Annotated in this window: 17 protein-coding genes; 11 read left to right on the forward strand and 6 right to left on the reverse strand. The window is 69.7% G+C overall.

Annotation, left to right across the window (positions count from 1 at the left end; all coding sequences use genetic code 11):
* Positions 1-16 precede the first annotated feature (16 nt).
* Both ACWIGU_RS33360 and ACWIGU_RS33365 read left to right on the forward strand, forming a co-directional pair.
* Positions 17-1,546, forward strand: coding sequence for an RNA polymerase sigma factor (locus ACWIGU_RS33360; RefSeq protein WP_454405404.1), 1,530 nt, complete (start codon positions 17-19; stop codon positions 1,544-1,546).
* Between the two features lie 158 nt (positions 1,547-1,704).
* Positions 1,705-2,535, forward strand: coding sequence for a S1 family peptidase (locus tag ACWIGU_RS33365; RefSeq protein WP_454405405.1), 831 nt, complete (start codon positions 1,705-1,707; stop codon positions 2,533-2,535).
* A gap of 124 nt (positions 2,536-2,659) precedes the next feature.
* Here ACWIGU_RS33365 and ACWIGU_RS33370 read toward each other — a convergent pair whose 3' ends face one another.
* Positions 2,660-2,890: a DUF7455 domain-containing protein gene (locus ACWIGU_RS33370; protein WP_127825940.1), complete on the reverse strand. Its 231-nt coding sequence runs from the start codon at positions 2,888-2,890 to the stop codon at positions 2,660-2,662.
* 440 nt (positions 2,891-3,330) lie between these two features.
* On the opposite strand from ACWIGU_RS33370, the gene ACWIGU_RS33375 reads away from it, so the two are divergent.
* From ACWIGU_RS33375 to ACWIGU_RS33400, 6 genes are all read left to right on the forward strand, one after another.
* Positions 3,331-5,466, forward strand: coding sequence for a DNA gyrase/topoisomerase IV subunit B (locus ACWIGU_RS33375; protein ID WP_454405406.1), 2,136 nt, complete (start codon positions 3,331-3,333; stop codon positions 5,464-5,466).
* Positions 5,467-5,658: 192 nt separating this feature from the next.
* The gene (locus tag ACWIGU_RS33380; protein ID WP_454405408.1) at positions 5,659-6,183 is read left to right on the forward strand and encodes a DUF1453 domain-containing protein; all 525 of its coding nucleotides are present in this window, start codon (positions 5,659-5,661) and stop codon (positions 6,181-6,183) included.
* The gene (locus ACWIGU_RS33385) at positions 6,180-7,334 is read left to right on the forward strand and encodes a sensor histidine kinase (RefSeq protein ID WP_454405409.1); all 1,155 of its coding nucleotides are present in this window, start codon (positions 6,180-6,182) and stop codon (positions 7,332-7,334) included. Before ACWIGU_RS33380 ends, ACWIGU_RS33385 begins: the two co-directional genes overlap by 4 nt.
* 149 nt (positions 7,335-7,483) lie before the next feature.
* Positions 7,484-8,140, forward strand: coding sequence for a response regulator (locus ACWIGU_RS33390; protein ID WP_454405410.1), 657 nt, complete (start codon positions 7,484-7,486; stop codon positions 8,138-8,140).
* 95 nt (positions 8,141-8,235) lie between these two features.
* Entirely contained in the window at positions 8,236-8,733 is a 498-nt protein-coding gene (locus tag ACWIGU_RS33395) for a DUF485 domain-containing protein (protein ID WP_454405411.1), read from the forward strand.
* Complete coding sequence (locus ACWIGU_RS33400) at positions 8,730-10,322, forward strand: solute symporter family protein (RefSeq protein ID WP_454405412.1); 1,593 nt, start codon at positions 8,730-8,732, stop codon at positions 10,320-10,322. Before ACWIGU_RS33395 ends, ACWIGU_RS33400 begins: the two co-directional genes overlap by 4 nt.
* Positions 10,323-10,403: 81 nt before the next feature.
* Here ACWIGU_RS33400 and ACWIGU_RS33405 read toward each other — a convergent pair whose 3' ends face one another.
* Positions 10,404-11,096 (reverse strand): response regulator, encoded by a 693-nt coding sequence (locus tag ACWIGU_RS33405; protein ID WP_454405413.1) that lies wholly within the window; start codon positions 11,094-11,096, stop codon positions 10,404-10,406.
* Between the two features lie 160 nt (positions 11,097-11,256).
* Between ACWIGU_RS33405 and ACWIGU_RS33410 the strand changes: the two genes are divergently transcribed.
* The 3 genes from ACWIGU_RS33410 to ACWIGU_RS33420 all read left to right on the forward strand — a co-directional run bounded on the left by ACWIGU_RS33410 (position 11,257) and on the right by ACWIGU_RS33420 (position 14,086).
* Positions 11,257-12,072: an ABC transporter ATP-binding protein gene (locus ACWIGU_RS33410; RefSeq protein ID WP_454405414.1), complete on the forward strand. Its 816-nt coding sequence runs from the start codon at positions 11,257-11,259 to the stop codon at positions 12,070-12,072.
* A complete protein-coding gene (locus ACWIGU_RS33415; RefSeq protein ID WP_454405415.1) occupies positions 12,062-12,925 on the forward strand; it encodes an ABC transporter permease in 864 nt (287 codons plus the stop codon). Before ACWIGU_RS33410 ends, ACWIGU_RS33415 begins: the two co-directional genes overlap by 11 nt.
* Before the next feature lie 102 nt (positions 12,926-13,027).
* On the forward strand, positions 13,028-14,086 hold the full coding sequence (locus tag ACWIGU_RS33420) for an ABC transporter substrate-binding protein (RefSeq protein WP_384269736.1): 1,059 nt from the start codon (positions 13,028-13,030) through the stop codon (positions 14,084-14,086).
* Positions 14,087-14,110: 24 nt separating this feature from the next.
* Here the strand turns inward: ACWIGU_RS33420 and ACWIGU_RS33425 are convergent, their stop codons facing one another.
* The 4 genes from ACWIGU_RS33425 to ACWIGU_RS33440 form a co-directional block, all read right to left on the reverse strand.
* Positions 14,111-14,791, reverse strand: coding sequence for a response regulator (locus tag ACWIGU_RS33425; protein ID WP_454405417.1), 681 nt, complete (start codon positions 14,789-14,791; stop codon positions 14,111-14,113).
* Positions 14,788-16,497, reverse strand: a complete 1,710-nt coding sequence (locus ACWIGU_RS33430) for a sensor histidine kinase (protein WP_454405418.1) — start codon at positions 16,495-16,497, stop codon at positions 14,788-14,790. Before ACWIGU_RS33430 ends, ACWIGU_RS33425 begins: the two co-directional genes overlap by 4 nt.
* 130 nt (positions 16,498-16,627) lie before the next feature.
* Positions 16,628-17,581, reverse strand: coding sequence for a sucrase ferredoxin (locus ACWIGU_RS33435; protein ID WP_454405419.1), 954 nt, complete (start codon positions 17,579-17,581; stop codon positions 16,628-16,630).
* Positions 17,582-17,597: 16 nt separating this feature from the next.
* Complete coding sequence (locus tag ACWIGU_RS33440; protein ID WP_454405420.1) at positions 17,598-18,878, reverse strand: citrate synthase; 1,281 nt, start codon at positions 18,876-18,878, stop codon at positions 17,598-17,600.
* Positions 18,879-18,885: the final 7 nt, after the last annotated feature.

The following is an 18,885-nucleotide window of genomic DNA, read 5'->3' on the forward strand; positions in this document are numbered from 1 at the left end:
TTCCGAGAGGTTGTTCGTGTCGGCCAGCACATCCCGTACGCTCCCGCCGGAGATCGCCGAGTCCGTCTCTGTCATGGCGCTCATTGAGCGGGGAAAGGCTGATGGCCAGATCGCCGGCGACGACGTGCGCCGTGCCTTCGAGGCCGACCAGATTCCGGCCACTCAGTGGAAGAACGTTCTGCGCAGCCTCAACCAGATCCTCGAGGAAGAGGGTGTGACGCTGATGGTCAGTGCCGCGGAGCCGAAGCGCCCCCGCAAGAGCGTCGCAGCTAAGAGCCCGGTCAAGCGCACCGCCACCAAGACCGTCGCCGCCAAGACGGTCACGGCGAAGAAGGTCGCTGCCACGGCCACTCCCGAGTCCCCGGCCGTAGAGGCCGAGGCTGAGGACGCCGAACCCAAGAAGGTCGCAGCCAAGAAGACGACGGCCAAGAAGGCCGTCGCCAAGAAGACCGTCGCCAAGAAGGCGGCGGCGAAGAAGACGTCCGGCAAGAAGGACGACGAGGCCGACGACGAGGCCGAGGAGACCCCCGGCACGGCCAAGGCCGAAGGCGAGCCCGGCGAGGAGGGCGCGCAGGGCTTCGTCCTGTCCGACGAGGACGAGGACGACGCGCCCGCGCAGCAGGTCGCCGCGGCTGGCGCCACCGCCGACCCCGTCAAGGACTACCTGAAGCAGATCGGTAAGGTCCCGCTGCTCAACGCCGAGCAGGAGGTCGAGCTCGCCAAGCGCATCGAGGCCGGCCTGTTCGCCGAGGACAAGCTCGCCAACGCCGACAAGCTCGCGCCGAAGCTCAAGCGCGAGCTGGAGATCATCGCCGAGGACGGCCGCCGCGCCAAGAACCACCTCCTGGAGGCCAACCTCCGTCTGGTGGTCTCCCTGGCCAAGCGCTACACCGGCCGCGGCATGCTCTTCCTGGACCTGATCCAGGAGGGCAACCTCGGTCTGATCCGCGCGGTCGAGAAGTTCGACTACACCAAGGGCTACAAGTTCTCCACGTACGCGACGTGGTGGATCCGTCAGGCGATCACCCGCGCGATGGCCGACCAGGCCCGCACCATCCGTATCCCGGTGCACATGGTCGAGGTCATCAACAAGCTCGCGCGCGTGCAGCGTCAGATGCTCCAGGACCTGGGCCGCGAGCCCACCCCGGAGGAGCTGGCCAAGGAACTCGACATGACCCCGGAGAAGGTCATCGAGGTCCAGAAATACGGCCGCGAGCCGATCTCCCTCCACACCCCCCTGGGTGAGGACGGCGACAGCGAGTTCGGTGACCTCATCGAGGACTCCGAGGCGGTCGTGCCGGCCGACGCGGTCAGCTTCACCCTCCTCCAGGAGCAGCTGCACTCCGTCCTCGACACCCTGTCGGAGCGCGAGGCGGGCGTCGTCTCGATGCGTTTCGGTCTCACTGACGGTCAGCCGAAGACCCTCGACGAGATCGGCAAGGTCTACGGCGTCACGCGTGAGCGGATCCGTCAGATCGAGTCCAAGACGATGTCGAAGCTGCGTCACCCGTCGCGCTCGCAGGTGCTGCGCGACTACCTGGACTAAAAGCGCGACCGCCCGGACCGGATCCGGTCGGTAGGTAGGTAGTCATCGAAGGGCCCGGCTCCCCTGTGGGGGCCGGGCCCTTCGATGTGCTCGTGTGCATGACGCACGAAGTTCGCTCACGCTGGGTGGGTCGATACAACCCAGTGTGAGGACAGCGAATGCGTCGTCCCTTCGTCCGAACCCTGTTCCGGGCGCCTGCCCTGCTGGCGGCGGCGGCCTTGCTGCCCCTGGCCTCCCCCGCCCCGTCAGCGGCGGACAGTGTTGTCATCGGGGGCCGGCCGGTCCGGGTGGCCGACAGTCCGTGGGTGGTGGCGCTCTCCAGTCGTGACCGGTTCGGGGGTACGCGGTCCGGGCAGTTCTGCGGGGGCGTCGTGGTCGGGCGGTCGACCGTCATGACCGCCGCCCACTGCCTCAGCCCCGAGGTCCTGCGCACCACGCCGCGCGCCGTGGATGACCTCAAGGTCATCGCGAAGCGTGATGACCTGCGGACCCACTCGGGCACGGAGATCCCGGTACGCCGCACCTGGGTCAACCCCGACTACGACCCCGAGACCAACTCCGGGGATGTGGCGATCGTCACACTGGACGAGCCGCTACCCGAGCGGTACGTGATCCCGATGGCGGGGGCGGGGGACTCTGCGTACGCGGCCGGGACCGGCGCCGCTGTCTACGGCTGGGGCGACACTACCGGGACCGGTGACTACGCGACCATGCTGCGGGCCGCGGACGTGAAGGTGCTCCGGGGCTCCGTGTGCAAGGCGGCCTATCCGGGCCGCTCCGAGGGGACGTTCCTCGCTCGCACGATGCTGTGCGCGGGAGTGCTGCGGGGCGGGCGGGATGCCTGCCAGGGGGACAGCGGCGGCCCTCTGGTGGCGCACGGGCGCCTGATCGGGCTCGTGTCGTGGGGGAACGGCTGTGGGCGCCCTGGAAGCCCCGGCGTCTACACCCGCGTGTCGGAGGCCATGCGCGTCATGCCGAAGCCTGTCTGAGGCGCCCAGGGTGCCCCACGGGCACATGTGGGCTGATGCGAGGACGGGCGGCCACCCCTGTGGTGCAGGGATGGCCGCCCGATCACCGGCCTGGGCCGGAGCTGGCTCGTCGTTGTGCGAGGCGTCAGCGTTCCTCGGTTTCGGCGCTTACCGGAACGGCGGTCAGGCGCTCCGTCTCGTCCTGTATCTCAGCGGCGATCTTCTTGAGTTCCGGCTCGAACTTGCGACCATGGTGGGCGCAGAAGAGCAGTTCACCACCGCTGATGAGGACGACACGCAGGTACGCCTGGGCGCCGCAACGGTCACAGCGGTCAGCGGCCGTCAGTGGGCTCGCGGGGGTCAGAACAGTAGTCACGTCGCCTCTTCTCTAGCTCGACGAGCTGTCGTACCAGGGTCAACATCCAACCAGGCCGAAAACGTTCCCGCTCGTGGCTTTTCCTCGAAAAATCTTTCCGAGGGGCTGTCTGCTGCCGGTTGGCGGCGAATGTGCCGTATTACGTCTCTTAACGTGTCTTACGGGTTCGCGCGTTCCGTCAGGTCGGTCCCCGCCGACTGGCTTGTCGGTTGTTCATGAGGACGTGCCCGGAGCCTAAATGGTTCATGCCTCGAAGGGAACGTGATGTGCGCTTCACCCCATCGAGGGATCGAACACTCATACGATGCTGGACTAGTCTGGGCAGAGGCGAGGGTTGCGTTACAACGGCTCTACCAGGCCTCGGTACCCTCTGAGCGGCGACCGAAGCCGACCCCTTACCCAAAAGGGTTCCAACTGAAATTCAGCGAGGAGCGAACTGCGTGACCGCCGAAACGTCCGTGCCGTCCACAGCGCTGCTGACCGGAGCAGGCGGCATCGTGGACAAGGACAGTTCCAACTACACCGCGCGGCACCTGCTCGTCCTTGAGGGGCTCGAGGCCGTACGCAAGCGCCCTGGCATGTACATCGGGTCGACGGACAGCCGTGGCCTGATGCACTGCCTCTGGGAAATCATCGACAACTCCGTCGATGAGGCCCTCGGCGGCTATTGCGACCACATCGAGGTCATCCTCCACGACGACGCCTCCGTAGAGGTGCGGGACAACGGCCGCGGCATCCCCGTGGACGTCGAGCCGAAGACCGGACTCTCCGGGGTCGAGGTCGTCATGACCAAGCTGCACGCGGGCGGCAAGTTCGGCGGAGGCTCCTACGCGGCCTCCGGCGGCCTGCACGGCGTGGGCGCCTCCGTGGTGAACGCGCTCTCCGCGCGACTCGACGTCGAGGTCGACCGGGGCGGGAACACGCACGCCATCAGCTTCCGCCGCGGCGTCCCCGGCGCCTTCGCCAAGCCGGGACCAGACGCGACCTTCGACTCCGCCGCACGGCTCAGCAAGGTCAAGCGGATCCCTAAGAACCGCACCGGCACGCGCGTGCGCTACTGGGCCGACCGCCAGATCTTCCTCAAGGACGCCAAGCTCTCCCTGGAGAACCTGCACCAGCGCGCCCGCCAGACCGCGTTCCTCGTGCCGGGCCTGACCATCGTCGTGCGCGACGAGTACGGGCTCGGTGACGGCGGCAGCAAGGGCGAGGAATCCTTCCGCTTCGACGGCGGCATCAGCGAGTTCTGCGAGTACCTCGCCGCCGACAAGCCGGTCTGCGACGTCGTCCGCTTCTCAGGGCAGGGCACCTTCAAGGAGACCGTCCCCGTCCTCGACGACCACGGTCAGATGACGCCGACCGAGGTCACCCGCGAGCTCGGCGTGGACATCGCGCTGCGCTGGGGCACCGGTTACGACACGACACTGAGGTCGTTCGTCAACATCATCGCCACCCCCAAGGGTGGCACCCACGTGAGCGGCTTCGAGCGCTCGCTCACCAAGACGATGAACGAGGTGCTGCGCGCTCAGAAGCTGCTGCGCGTCGCCGAGGACGACGTCGTCAAGGACGACGCCCTCGAGGGCCTGACGGCCGTCGTCACGGTGCGTCTCGCCGAGCCGCAGTTCGAGGGCCAGACCAAGGAGGTGCTCGGCACCTCGGCGGCCAACAGGATCGTCGCGAACGTCGTGGCCAAGGAGCTCAAGGCGTTCCTGACCTCCACCAAGCGCGACGCGAAGGCCCAGGCCCGCGCCGTCATGGAGAAGGCCGTCGCCGCGGCCCGTACGCGGATCGCGGCCCGCCAGCACAAGGACGCGCAGCGCAGGAAGACGGCCCTCGAGTCGTCGTCGCTGCCGGCCAAGCTGGCGGACTGCCGCAGCGACGACGTGGAGCGCAGCGAGCTCTTCATCGTCGAGGGGGACTCCGCGCTCGGCACCGCCAAGCTGGCCCGGAACTCCGAGTTCCAGGCGCTGCTGCCGATCCGCGGCAAGATCCTCAACGTTCAGAAGTCGTCCGTGTCGGACATGCTGAAGAACGCCGAGTGCGGCGCGATCATCCAGGTCATAGGAGCCGGGTCCGGGCGGACCTTCGACATCGACGCCGCGCGCTACGGGAAGATCATCCTGCTCGTCGACGCCGACGTCGACGGCGCGCACATCCGCACCCTGCTCCTGACCCTCTTCCAGCGCTACATGCGGCCGATGATCGAGGCGGGCCGCGTGTTCGCCGCGGTGCCGCCGCTGCACCGCGTCGAACTCGTCCAGCCGAAGAAGGGCCAGGACAAGTACGTCTACACGTACTCGGACCGCGAGCTGCGCGAGACGCTCCTCGAGTACCAGCGCAAGGGCGTGCGCTACAAGGACTCGATCCAGCGTTACAAGGGCCTCGGAGAGATGGACGCCGACCAGCTGGCCGAGACCACGATGGACCCGCGTCACCGCACGCTGCGCCGTATCAACATCGGCGAGCTGGACGCCGCGGAGCAGGTCTTCGATCTGCTCATGGGCACGGACGTGGCGCCGCGCAAGGAGTTCATCAGCAGCTCGGCCGCGACGCTCGACCGCTCGCGCATCGACGCCTAGGGGCGACCCGGACGCCGGCTCCACCCGTGGGTGGAGCCGGCTGATCCACCCACGATCCACCCCAGCTCCGATCCCGTGAACTGGCCTTTTCCGTAACTTCGAAGACGTTGCTCGACGCCGCTGCTCGGCGTCGTGCGGCGAAGTTCTCGAACTGCTCTAAGTCCTCGAAGTCACGGAAAGTCGGAGGCCGCCATGTCCGGGCTCACCAATGTGCTGGTGATCGTCGCAGTCGTCGTGCTGGTGGTCGTCCGTCAGTTCAAGGCGCAGCAGATCACCATGGACAAGCGCTGGTGGGTCGTGCCCGCCGTGCTCGTCTTCATGGCGCTGCGCGAGCCGGGCCTCCTCGACTCCCACCACCAGGCCCTCTCGGCCTCGCTCATGGGCCTTGAGCTGCTCGTCGGTATCGCCCTCGGCACCGGCTGGGCCTGGACCACCCGGATCTGGACCGCGCAGGACGGCACCGTGTGGAGCAAGAGCACCAAGGCCGGCGGCGCCGTCTGGGTCGTCGGAATCGCCGTACGGGCCGGTCTCTACGCAGCCGGCGCGGCCTTGGGTATCAAACAGGGCAGCGCCGCGCTCATGCTCGCCCTGGCCGCCACACTGCTCGTCCGCTCCGGAGTCCTCATCTGGCGTGCGCAGTCCCTGCGGCCTGCACCCCAGGGGGCCGGGGCGTACCGTGACGGCGTGCCCGTGCCGTCGTGGAAGGACCGTGTGTGACGTCCGGAGCCTGGACCAGCTGGCCTTCGCGGGAGGCGCTCTCCCGCGAAGGGCTCACGCGGGCGCGGCGGGTCCTTGCTCGCGTCGTGAGAGCGGTCGCGCTCACGGCTCTCGTGTGGACCGCGGCAGCGGAGCGTGGCGTGCACGGCTGGACCGTTGCCCTGGCGCCGGTCGCGCTCATCGCCTGCGGCGCCGCCGCCTGGGGGTTCTTCCGGACCACGCTGGAACACCAGCTGTGGCCCTCCGTGGGTCTGCTCGCCGTCCTGCTGGGTGCGGCATTCGCGGCGGAGCAGACGGGGTTCAGAGGACCGGCGCTCGTCCTCTGGTGCGGCTGCGCCGTCACCGCTCTTGAGCGGCTGCCCCTGGTCGCGGCCATACCCCTCACGGCCGGCGCGCTCACAGGGTTCGCGGTCCTGAACAACGACGCATGGTTCACCACAGCGGTCACCACCATCGGGCTCTGCCTTGCGGGATACGTCCTGCGCCTAGACGCGGAGGCCAGAGGAAGTGCCCAGCGGCTGCTCCGCCAGGAACGGGCCGCGCGCGCCGCGGAGGCGGAATCCGCCGCCCTGGCCGAGCGAGCCCGGATCGCGCGGGAGATCCACGACGTGCTGGCGCACAGCCTCTCCGCCCAGCTCGTCCACCTCGAAGCGGCACGCCTGCTCATCGAGCGGGGCGCGGATCTCGACCAGATCCACGAGCGCGTCGTCGCCGCCCGGGGCATGGCACGCGACGGGCTCACCGAGACGCGCCATGCACTCTCGGCACTGCGCGGAGAGATGACCCCGCTGGAGGACTTCCTGCGCGAACTCGTCGCCACGGACGGTGCGACGGTCTCGGTGGAGGGGGTGCGGCGGCCGTTGTCCGTCGAGGCGTCACAGACAGTACGCAGGGTCGCCCAGGAGGCCCTGACGAACGTACGCAAGCACGCGCCCGGCGCGAAGGCCCAGGTGAGACTGGAGTACGGCACCGCCGAAGTGACCCTTGAGGTAAGGGATTCGGGCTCGGCCACGCCGACGGGGGAGCTCACTGTCAGTGGCTCCGGCTACGGTCTGTTGGGGATGAGGGAGCGTGCGGAGCTGCTCGGCGGCACGCTCGTGGCAGGGCCGTGCGAGGAGGGTTTCGCAGTGAAGCTGAAGGTACCCGCATGAGCGGGACGGAGCCGGGGGCGAACGGGACGGATCGCGTTGCGGACTCGGCAGGTTCGCAAAGGGGCGGTGCGGACGCGGAAGGCTCGCAGACAGGCGCGGCGGACGCGACAGGTTCGCCAGGGGGCGGTGCGGCGCGTAGGGACGCCAGAGTGGTGGTCGCCGATGACCAGACGGTCGTGCGCGAAGGCATCGTGATGCTGCTCGGGCTACTGCCCGGCATCGAGGTCGTCGGAGCGGCCGGCGACGGCGACGAGGCCGTCGCGCTGGTTGCCCGACTCGCCCCGGACGTCGTCCTCATGGACCTGCGTATGCCGCGCTGTGACGGGGTGGAGGCGACGCGGCGCATCCGCTCGGAGCACCCCGGGACCCAGGTCGTCATCCTGACCACCTACGCGGACGACGAGTCGCTGTTCCCCGCGCTGAAGGCCGGAGCCCGCGGTTATCTGACCAAGGATGCGGGCGGCGACGAGATCGTGCGGGCGGTCGAGGACGTGCTCTCCGGTGACGCGGGTCTTTCCCCGAAGATCCAGCGCCGACTTCTGGAGCGTCTTTCGGAGCCTGCGCCGGCCCTCGCGCCCGTGGAGCCGCCCGACGGAATCACCTCGCGAGAGGCCGAAGTTCTGGGGCTCATCGCCGAAGGGCTCACCAATCAGGAGATCGCCCGCGCCCTGCACGTCTCCACCGCGACGGTGAAGACACACATCAACAATCTCTTCGCCAAAACCGGCCTCAAGGACCGGGCTCAGGCAGTGCGGTACGCCTATCGGCACGGCCTTGTTCAGCCACCGGGGTCGGCCATCACCTAATGGGGTGAAGGGAGATGTGAGAAGAGTCCGGGATCTTCCCGTTCTGCCCATCCTTGGGCTCGCGGCCTAAGTGGCCCGCGGACAAGGAGAGTTCGGTGGAGAAGCACGACGGGCGCGAGGCGGCGCAGACCCGGCCCGGTGATCGCGGTGTTCTCGGCGATCCCTGGTACGACGCGCTGGCCTCCGGGTGGGGCGAGTTGGACGGCACGGGGGCACCGGCCCCGGCCGTACCTCCCCAGGCCGCCTCCCCGGAGCGGAGCGCGGCGGCGATCTATCTGGAGGTGCAGCGCAGCGCGGCCTTCCAGGAAGTACGCAGCCGCTACCGGAGGTTCGTCATTCCGGCCGCCGCGGCCTTCTTCGCCTGGTACCTCGCCTACATCCTCGCGGCGACGACGGCCCCCGGTCTGATGGGCAGGCCCGTCGCGGGCGCGGTGAATGTGGCGATGCTGGCGGGGCTCGGGCAGTTCCTCAGCACCTTCCTTCTGACGTGGCTCTACTCACGCCACGCGCGGTTGCGAAGGGACCGCGCGGCACTCGAACTGCGCTGGGACACCCAGGAGATGACCCGGGTGATCGAGGGTGGCCAGCGGTGACCGGGAACCATCAGACACTGGCGCTGCTGCTGTTCAGCGTGTTCGTCGCCGTCACGCTGGCGATCACCACATGGGTGAGCCGCAACAGGCAGGGATCGGCGGAGGAGTTCTACGCGGGCGGCCGGCTGTTCTCGCCCATGGAGAACGGTTTCGCCATCGCGGGCGACTACATGTCGGCCGCCTCCTTCCTCGGGATCTCCGGCCTGATCGCGCTCTTCGGCTACGACGGCCTGCTCTACTCGGTCGGCTTCCTCGTGGCCTGGCTCGTCGTGCTGCTGCTGGTTGCCGAACTCGTGCGCAACTGCGGGCGGTTCACCCTGGCCGATGTCATCGCCGCCCGGATGCGAGAGCGTCCCGTGCGGATCGCGGCGGGAACCTCCTCGGTGACGGTGTCCGTTCTCTATCTGGTGGCGCAGATGGTGGGTGCGGGCAGCCTGGTCGCGCTGCTGCTCGGCAGCACCGGCGGAGCCGTACAGGCGTGGACGGTCGTCGGCGTCGGCGGGCTCATGGTCATCTATGTGTCGCTGGGAGGGATGCGGGCCACCACCTGGATCCAGATCGTCAAGGCGGTCCTGCTCATGGGCGGGGCGATCGCCCTGACCGTGCTCGTCCTGGTGCGTTTCCACGGGGACTTCGACCAGCTGCTGCGTACGGCGGCGCAGCGCAGCGGACACGGAGCCGCGTTCCTCGCGCCCGGACTGAAGTACGGCGGCGACTGGACCGCGAGGCTCGACTTCATCAGCCTGGGCCTTGCGCTCGTGCTCGGCACGGCCGGACTGCCGCACATCCTGTCGCGCTTCTACACCGTTCCGACGGCACGGGCCGCGCGCCGCTCGGTCATCTGGTCCATCGGACTCATCGGCAGCTTCTACCTGATGACCATCGTGCTCGGCTTCGGTGCGGCGGCGATCGTGGGTTCCGACGCCGTGCGGGGTTCGAACGCGGCGGGGAACACGGCGGTTCCGCTGCTCGCGCTCGACCTGGGCGGCGGCCCGGACTCCACAGGTGGAACGGTTCTGTTCGCCGTCGTCGCGGCCGTCGCCTTCGCGACGATCCTCGCCGTAGTCGCCGGGATCACGCTCGCCTCCTCGGCCTCCGTGGCCCACGATCTGTACGCGTCCCTGCGCCGCCCCCACGCCAAGCCGCGCAGCGAGGTCGCCGTGGCCCGCGTCGCCGCCGCCGGGATCGGCGTGGTCGCGATCGCCCTGGGACTGCTCGCCCGCGACCTCAATGTGGCGTTCCTCGTGGGCCTCGCCTTCGCCGTGGCGGCCTCCGCGAACCTGCCCGTGCTGCTCTACTCCCTGTTCTGGCGGAACTTCACCACCCGCGGCGCCGTGTGGTCCGTATACGGAGGTCTCGTGCCCGCCCTCGTCCTGGTGGTCCTGTCGCCGGTCGTGTCCGGCAGCGAGACCTCGCTGTTCCCCGGCGTGGACTTCCAGTACTTCCCGCTGGAGAACCCCGGCCTCGTCTCCATTCCCCTCGGTTTCCTGGCGGGCTGGCTCGGCACGGTCACCTCACATGAGCCACCGGACGAGGCCAAGCACGCGGAGACGGAGGTGCGTGCGCTGACCGGGGCGGGAGCCGTCTGAGGACCGCGCCCCACAGGGGTGGCCGGCCCCCGCGCGGCTGCCCCAGAGTGCTCAGGTCACGTCGGGCCACCGCCGGCCACCTCAGGGCGCCACCCACACATAGCGATGCTCCGGACGCCCGGTATCCCCGTACTTGAGCGAGAGGTGGAGCCGGCCCGACTGTTCCATGTGGCGCAGATACCGCTGCGCCGTGGAGCGGCTCAGGCCGGTCTGAGCCGCCACCTCGTGGGCGGACAGCGGATGGTCGGCTCGGTGCAGCACATCGCAGATCAGATCCGTGGTCGGCTCCGACTGACCGCTCGGCAGGCCGGGCGACGCGGGCATGGGCAGTGCCCGTAGCGCACCGAAAATCCGGTCGACCTGTTCCTGGCCCGCAGCGCCGCGGCCGCTGACCCGGTCCACGGTGCGGCGCAGCGCCGCGTACGAGTCGAGCCGCGAGCGCAGCGCGGCGAATGTGAACGGTTTGACCAGGTAGTGCAGGGCTCCCTGGCGCATCGCCGCCTGCACCGTCAGGACGTCGCTGGCCGCCGTGATCATGATGACGTCGGTGTTGTGGCCGTTCTCCCGCATCCGGTGGGCGAGTTCGAGGCCCGTCATGTCGGGCAGGTAGTGGTCGAGCAGCACGAGGTCGATGCGCTGGCGCTCCACGAAGGCCAGTGCCTGCGCGGCGTTGTGAGCGCGGGCCACCACCCGGAAGCCGGGAACCTTTCCCACGTACTTCGCGTTGATCTCGGCGACACGGAAGTCGTCGTCCACGACCAGGACGTCAATCATCGGGCCTCTCTCCCTCAAGCCCAGGCGAGCTGTTAAGCCCGTGTTTCGGCTCAGCTGTTGTAGCGCGAGCAAAACGAGCACAACAGCCTCTTGCAAGCAGAAGTACACCTTGCGCCCAGAAGACTGATGCGGTGTCCCAGGTCACATCTACCTTCCGGCCATGAGCACAGACACCGGCCCCGCCATCGAACTGCGGGGCGCGAGCAAAACCTTCAGGACACCTTCGGGCGGCCTGCACACCGCGGTCAGGGAGCTCGATCTGACCGTCGGACGCGGCGAGTTCGTGGCCGTCGTCGGCCCCACGGGCTGCGGCAAGTCGACCACCCTCACCCTCGTCAGCGGTCTGGAGGAACCCACCGACGGCGAGGTTCTGGTGGCCGGCGAGCCCGTCGAGGGAGTCGGCGACAAGGTCGGATTCGTGTTCCAGCAGGACGCGACGTTCCCCTGGCGAACGGTGCTGTCCAACGTCATGGCCGGTCCGCGCTTCCGCGGCGTGCCGAAGGCCGAGGCGAAGGCCAAGGCCCGCGAGTGGCTGGCCCGCGTCGGCCTCGCCTCCTTCGAGGACCGGTACCCGCACCAGCTCTCCGGAGGCCAGCGCAAGCGGGTCGCGCTCGCCGCCACGTTCGTCAACGACCCCGAGATCCTGCTCATGGACGAGCCGTTCTCGGCGCTCGACGTGCAGACCAGGGCCCTGATGTCGGACGAGCTCCTGGAGCTGTGGGAGGGGACGGGTGCCTCGGTCGTCTTCGTCACCCACGACCTGGAGGAGTCCATCGCGCTGGCTGACAAGGTCGTCGTCATGACCGCGGGCCCGGCCACCGTGAAGCAGGTCTTCGACATCGGCCTGCCGCGCCCCCGCAAGGTCGAATCGGTACGCCTGCTGCCCGAGTTCATCGAGATCTACCGCGAGATCTGGGAGTCCCTGGGCGAAGAGGTCCGCATCACGCGCGAGAGGGGTGCCGCCGATGTCGCCTGAGACCGCCACCGCCGTGCCCGTCACCGACGCCGCCAAGCCGGAACGCGCCGTCACCAAGGCCCGCGCCGCCCGTCGGCGCAAGGTACTGATCAGCGGCGCCCGGGTCCTGCTTCTCGTCGCCGTGCTCGGCCTCTGGGAGGTCCTCTCGCGCGCCGCGATCATCGACCCGTTCAACTTCTCGATGCCCTCGAAGATCTGGGACCAGATCTGGACGTGGACCACCCATGGCACGGCGCTCGGCTCGCTGGGCGAACAGGTCTGGTTCACGCTCTACGAAGCGCTCGTCGGCTGGATCATCGGTGTGATCGCCGGTGTCGTCTTCGGTATCGCGCTCGGGCGCATCACCTTCCTCGCCGACGTCCTCGGCCCGTACATCAAGGTCCTCAACTCGATCCCGAGGATCGTGCTCGCCCCGATCTTCGTGATCTGGTTCGGCCTCGGCCCGGCCTCGAAGGTGGCCTCCGCCGTGGTCCTGGTGTTCTTCCCGGTGTTCTTCAACGCCTTCCAGGGAGCCCGTGAGGTCGACCGGAACCTGGTCGCCAACGCCCGCATCCTCGGCGCCAGCGACCGCCGCGTGACGCTTCAGGTCGTCATCCCGTCCGCCACGTCATGGATCTTCACCAGCCTCCATGTGAGCTTCGGCTTCGCGCTGATCGGCGCCATCGTCGGCGAGTACATCGGCGCGACCAAGGGCGTCGGCCTGCTCGTCGCGCAGTCGCAGGGCACGTTCAACGCGGCCGGTGTGTACGCGGCGATGGTCATCCTCGCCGTCGTGGCCCTGCTCGCCGAGGGGCTGCTCACCTTTGCCGAGCGCCGCATCTTCCGCTGGAAGCCGGCGGATTCGGACAGCTGACGGCTGCCTTTCGGCGCGCCACCGGCGCTTCCCCGCACCGCTCTTCCCACCCGCTTCATTCGCTTCAGTCTCTTCAGTCTCTTCACAAGGACGTGAACCACCATGCGTAACACCGCGCGGCTCTGTGCCCTCGCAGCGACCGGTCTGCTCGCCCTCTCCTCGCTCACGGCGTGCGCCAACGACGCCGCCAGTACGAGCACCGGCTCCGGCAAGAAGGCGGACGGCAAGGGTGAGCACGTCAAGATCATGGTCGGTGGCCTGGACAAGGTCATCTACATGCCGGCGATGCTCACGGACCGGCTCGGCTACTTCCAGGATGAGGGTTTGAATGTCCAACTTCTGAGTGAGCCCGCGGGTGTCCAGGCCGAGACGGCGCTCGTCTCCGGCCAGGTCCAGGGGGCCGTCGGCTTCTACGACCACACCCTCGACCTTCAGGTGAAGGGCAAGGCCGTCGAGTCCGTGGTGCAGTTCTCACGCGCTCCCGGAGAGGTGGAGATCGTCTCCAACAAGGCGTCCGGGGCCATCTCCTCGCCCAAGGACTTCAAGGGCAAGAAGCTCGGCATCACGGGCCTCGGCTCCTCGACGGACTTCCTCACGAAGTACCTGGCGGTCAAGAACGGCGTCCAGCCGAGTCAGTTCTCGCCGGTGGCCGTCGGCGCCGGCCCGACGTTCGTCTCCGCGCTCCAGAAGGGCGCCATCGACGGCGGTATGACGACGGACCCCACCGTCGCCACGATCCTGGACAAAAAGCTCGGCAAGGTCCTCGTCGACATGCGGACCCCGGAGGGCTCCCAGGAGGCGCTCGGCGGCCCGTACCCGTCGTCGAGCCTCTACATGCAGACCGACTGGGTCAACAGCCACAAGCCGACGGTCCAGAAGCTCGCCAACGCGTTCGTGAAGACGCTCAAGTGGATGTCCACGCACAGCGCCGACGAGATCGCGGCCAAGATGCCGGCCGACTACTCGCAGGGCGACAAGAAGCTGTACGCCGAGGCGATCAAGGCCACGCTGCCGATGTTCACGACGGACGGCGTGATGCCCAAGAACGGCCCCGAGACCGTTGAGAGTGTGCTCAAGGCGTTCAACCCGAACATCAAGAACGCCAAGGTCGACCTGAGCAAGACCTACACCACCGAGTTCGTGGACAAGGCCGCCGGCTGACCACGTCAGCGCTATGTACGTGGCTCAGGTGCGGGTCGCCCAGACATAACGGTGTTCCGGGCGGCCCGCATCGCCGTACTTGAGGGTCAGGCCGGCCCGACCGGTACGTTCCAGGAGCTTCAGGTAGCGCTGGGCCGTCTGCCGGCTCAGCCCCGTACGGTCGGCGACCTCCTGCGCCGAGAGCGGGCCCTCCGCGTCCACCAGCGCCCTGCGGACGAGCTCCGCCGTGCCGAGGGAGTGCCCCTTCGGGAGGTCCGGCTCGGTGTCGGCCGAGAGGGCGCCGAAGATCCGGTCGACCTGGGCCTGTTCGGCCTCGCCGCCGCCGTCCAGGGTGCGGCGCAGCCCCGCGTACGCCTCCAGCTTGGCGCGCAGCCCCGCGAACGCGAACGGCTTGACCAGGTACTGCAGCGCCCCGAGTCGCATGGCGGCCTGCACGGTGGAGACGTCTCGCGCCGCCGTCACCATGATCACGTCGGTCTGGTGGCCGCGGCGCCGGATCTCCTGAACGGTCGCCAGACCCGTCTCGTCCGGCAGGTAGTGGTCCATGAGGATCAGGTCGATCTGCGGCCGGGCCTCCACCTCGCGCAGGGCCTCGGCCGAGCTGTGCGCCTCGGCCACCACGCGGAAGCCCGCCACCTTCTGCACGTAGGCCGCGTTCACGCGCGCGACGCGGATGTCGTCGTCCACGACCAGCACTTCGATCATCGTGGGTCCTCCTTCGTGGGGGTGGCCATGGCATCGGCGACGGTGTCGGCCGTGGTGGTCGTGGGTGCTTCGGTGGCGTCCTGCGCGAGGCCGGGATCCGTGAGCGCCTCGGGCAGGACGACGGTGAACTCGGCGCCCCCGCCGTCCGGCTCGCCGACGCGGACGCTGCCGCCCTGCCGTTCCGCGAGCCGGCGCACGAGGGGCAGGCCGATGCCGCGCTTCCCGTGGGAGGGCAGCTTCTTGGTGGACCACCCCTCCGTGAAGATCAACTCCCGTCGGGCGGCGGGGACGCCGGGTCCCGTGTCGCGTACCCGCAACTCCACTGTGTGGTCGTCGGTCGCCCGTACATCGACCTCCACGCGCGCGTGGGGGGTGCCCGCGACCGCGTCCACCGCGTTGTCGACCAGATTCCCGACGATCGTGACGAGTCCCCGCGGGTCGATCAACCGGTCGGGGAGGAGTGTCCTGTCGGAGATCCACAGGGCGACTCCGCGCTCCGCGGCCACCGTCGCCTTGCCGACCAGGAGCGCCGCGAGCAGCGGATCGTGCACCTTCTCGGTCACCTGTTCCGCGGTCGCCCTGTGGTCGCCCACCACCTCGCCGACGAACTCGACGGCGTCGTCGAACATCTCCAGTTCGAGCAGGCCGAGCAGCGTGTGCATGCGGTTGGCGTGCTCGTGGTCCTGGGCGCGCAGGGCGTCGATCAGGCCGCGCGTCGAGTCGAGCTCGCGGCCCAGCTGCTCCAGCTCGGTGCGGTCCCGGAGGGTGGCGACGGCGCCGCCGTCGTCCGTGGGCATGCGGTTGGCGATCAGGACGCGCTGTCCGCGGACGGTCACGAGATCCGTGCCCGTGGCCCGGCCCGCCAGCACATCGGTCGTACGACCCGGGCCCAGGGCGTCGTCGAGCGACTGCCCGATCACCTCGTCGCCGATGCCCAGGAGCCGGTGCGCCTCGTCGTTGAGCAGCCGGATCCGGCCGCCGCGGTCCAGTGCGACGACGCCTTCGCGAATGCCGTGCAACATGGCCTCACGCTCCGACAGCAGCCCCGAAATATCGGAGAACGCCAGGTCACGGGTCTGCCGCTGGACCCGGCGCGAGATCAGGTAGGCGGCCAGTGCACCCACCGCGAGGGCGCCGCCCGCGTACGCGAACAGGCCCGGAATGGCGTGGATGAGCCGCGCCCTGACGCTGTCGTACTCGATGCCCACCGAGACGGCCCCGACGATGTCGCCCTGTGCGTCGCGCAGGGGCACCTTCCCGCGCGCGGAGCGGCCCAGGGTGCCGCTGTCGATCTCCATGACCTCGTGGCCCGCGAGCGCCTCGCTGGGGTCCGTGGAGACGATCCTGCCGACCTCGCCCGGATCCGTGTGCGACCAGCGGACGCCTTCCTTGTTCATGATCACTACGTACTCGGCGCCACTGGCCCGGCGGATCCGCTCGGCCTCCCGCTGGACGGGACCGTCGACCGTGGGACGTGAATGACGCAGGTCCTCGGCGATGCTCGGCTGGGCAGCGGTGGTCTGCGCGATGGCGAGCGCGCGGCGCATCGCCTGGTCGTCGAGCTGGTCGCTGAGCGGCGCGAGGAAGAGCCCCGTCGCGAGCACGGCCACGCCGGCGGCGATCGCCACCTGCATCAGCAGCACCTGCGCGAAGACGCGCCGCGGCAGGCCGAAGCGCAGCCGGCGGGTGGGGGGAGTGGGGCTCATACGAAGAACGGTAAGGGGGCGAGCGGGCTACTCCGTAGCGGATGTGGCGGGTATCTCGCGACCTGGGATGCGGCTCGTCCGGGGTGGTGGGGTGCCGCGAGTACGCCGGTGCGGGGTGAGCCCCGCCGGGTCAGCCGCTCGCGCTGAGGGGGCCTGTGACGACGGGCGCGGTCTCGTCCACCGCTAGTACGTCCATGCGCGCCGGAGTGCCCAGTGCGGCACCACAGCTTTCGGGGCGGGGCGGCTGCGAAGCGCTCTGCGCGACGGTGACGTGCCAGCGGCGGCCGTCCGTGTGGGCGACGGTCACCTCCCAGAGCGGAGCCACGGGTTCCCGCGCCACGGCCTTCGTGCCGACGACACTCAGCACTCCTGCGTCATCGATTCCCGCAGACGTGCGCACGGCGAGCTCGGCGGCCTGCCCGGGCCGCTCCCACGCGGAGTTCCCGCGGCACCCGTCGGTGGCGATCCGGCCGGCCCGTACCGCGTCGAGGGTGTCCCTGACGTGCGAGGCGTCGGCACGGCCGTACGCGTACCCGTAGGGCAGGACGAGGAGCGTGGGGGAGAAGCGGTGGCCGCCGAGGTGGGTGACCTCCCAGATGCCCTCCTGTCCGGACGCGGCGAGGTCGGCGGTGAGCGGGCGGCCCAGGAGGGCGCAGCAGCGGTCGCGCTTGCCGTTGGTGCAGACGAGCGCGAGCGGCGCGCCCTTGTGCGGTGTGCCGAAGCCGAGGTGATCACCCGCCCCGAGGGCGGCGAAGTCGAGTGCGAGCAAGTCCTGTGGGGACTCGGTCATGGTGCCGCGCAGCCAGGTGTTTCCCGGGATGGTGTGGGCCACGTACACATGGCGCCGGGTGGTGGCGTGGGAGTCCGCGTGCCGGCCCGGGCGCCTGATGAGGGCGACGCGTACGCCGGTCCCCTCCGCGGCCGCCTCCAGGGCCCTGCCGAGCTCCGGGTCCAGATGGCTGGACGTCAGCGCCTTCACGCCCCAGGGGCCCGGCTGCTCGATCAGCAGCCAGGTACTCGCGGTGGCGGCGGTCCCCGCGAGAGGCTCGTTCAGGTCCTGCGAGGCGGTCGTACACGTACTCACGTAGGGGAGCCTAACCTCACTCGGCAGGCAGTGGGGCGTCGGGCGCGGGCAGCGGCTGAGGCGGGCGCCGTCCCACGTACTGGCCGCTCGGCCGCATCCGCAGCGGGCGCTCGCCGTACTCCTCCAGAGCGTGCGCGATCCAGCCCGCCGTCCGGGCCACCGCGAAGACGGTCTCGCCGGCCTCGGCGGGCATGCCGCACGAGACGGTGAAGACCGCGAGGGCGAGGTCCACATTCGCGTGCAGGTCGGTGTGGCGGGCGGTCGTCGCCACGACGTCGCGGGCCGCGGCGAGCGCTGGGTGGACCTGCGGGATCTCTTCCAGGAGGGCGAACAGGGCCTCGGCGCGCGGGTCCTCGCCCTTGTACAGGCGGTGCCCGAGGCCCGGGACGCGGCGCCCGGCACGCAGTTCGTCCGCCACGACGGGGGCCGCGCTGCCGCGGTCGAGGACTTCGAGGAGCATGCGGTGCGCGAGACCGCTGGCGGCGCCGTGGAGCGGTCCCTCCAGGACGCCGAGGCCCGCGGACACCGCCGCGTACGCGTGCGCGCGCGCCGACGCGGCGACCCGGACGGCGAGCGTCGACGCGGCGAGGTCGTGGTCGACGAGGAGTCCAAGTGCCGTGTCCAGTACGTGCAGTGACGGATCGTCTGGTTCGCGTCCGGAGAGGCGGCCCCACAGGCGCTGGGCGAGCGGTCCGCCGTCGTGGTGCGTGTGCCGTACGGGTGGCAGGGCGGCCACCAGTGTCGGGATGAGGGTGCGGGCTGTGCCGAGTACGGCCTCCTCGGAGAGGTCGAAGCGCAGCGGGTCGGCGACGGCGGCGGCGACCGTGGCGACCCGCAGACGGTCGACGGGACTGCTGTGTTCCGGCAGGGCCCCCACGGCGCGCCGTGCCGCTGCGAGCGACTGCCGGGGAGCGGTGAACCGGACCCCCGGCCGCAGCACCCCGGTCCACAGCCACTCGGCGACCTCCTCGTAGCTGTGGTGCGCGGCGAGCTCGGCCGCGTCGACCCCGCGGAAGTAGTAGCGGTCCTCGTCGATCAACGTGATGCGGGTGCGCACCGAGAGCTCGCCAGGGGCCGAACCGGCCGTGGGTTCCCGCTTGTTGCGCTGTGCGAGCGCCTCCACCTCGGCCGCGTCGAACGTGCTGCCTCGCGAGCCCGGCGCCGCCCGGCGGCTGCTGAGCTGCCCGCGGCTCACGTACGCGTACACGGTCTCGGGCTTCACGCCCAGCAGTTCGGCCGTCTCCTTGGTGCTGAGCCGCCGGGCTTCCCGCGCGGGTGCGGGTTCGTGATCCGTCATGCGCGCC

The sequence above is a fragment of the Streptomyces sp. NPDC055400 genome (assembly GCF_053644375.1).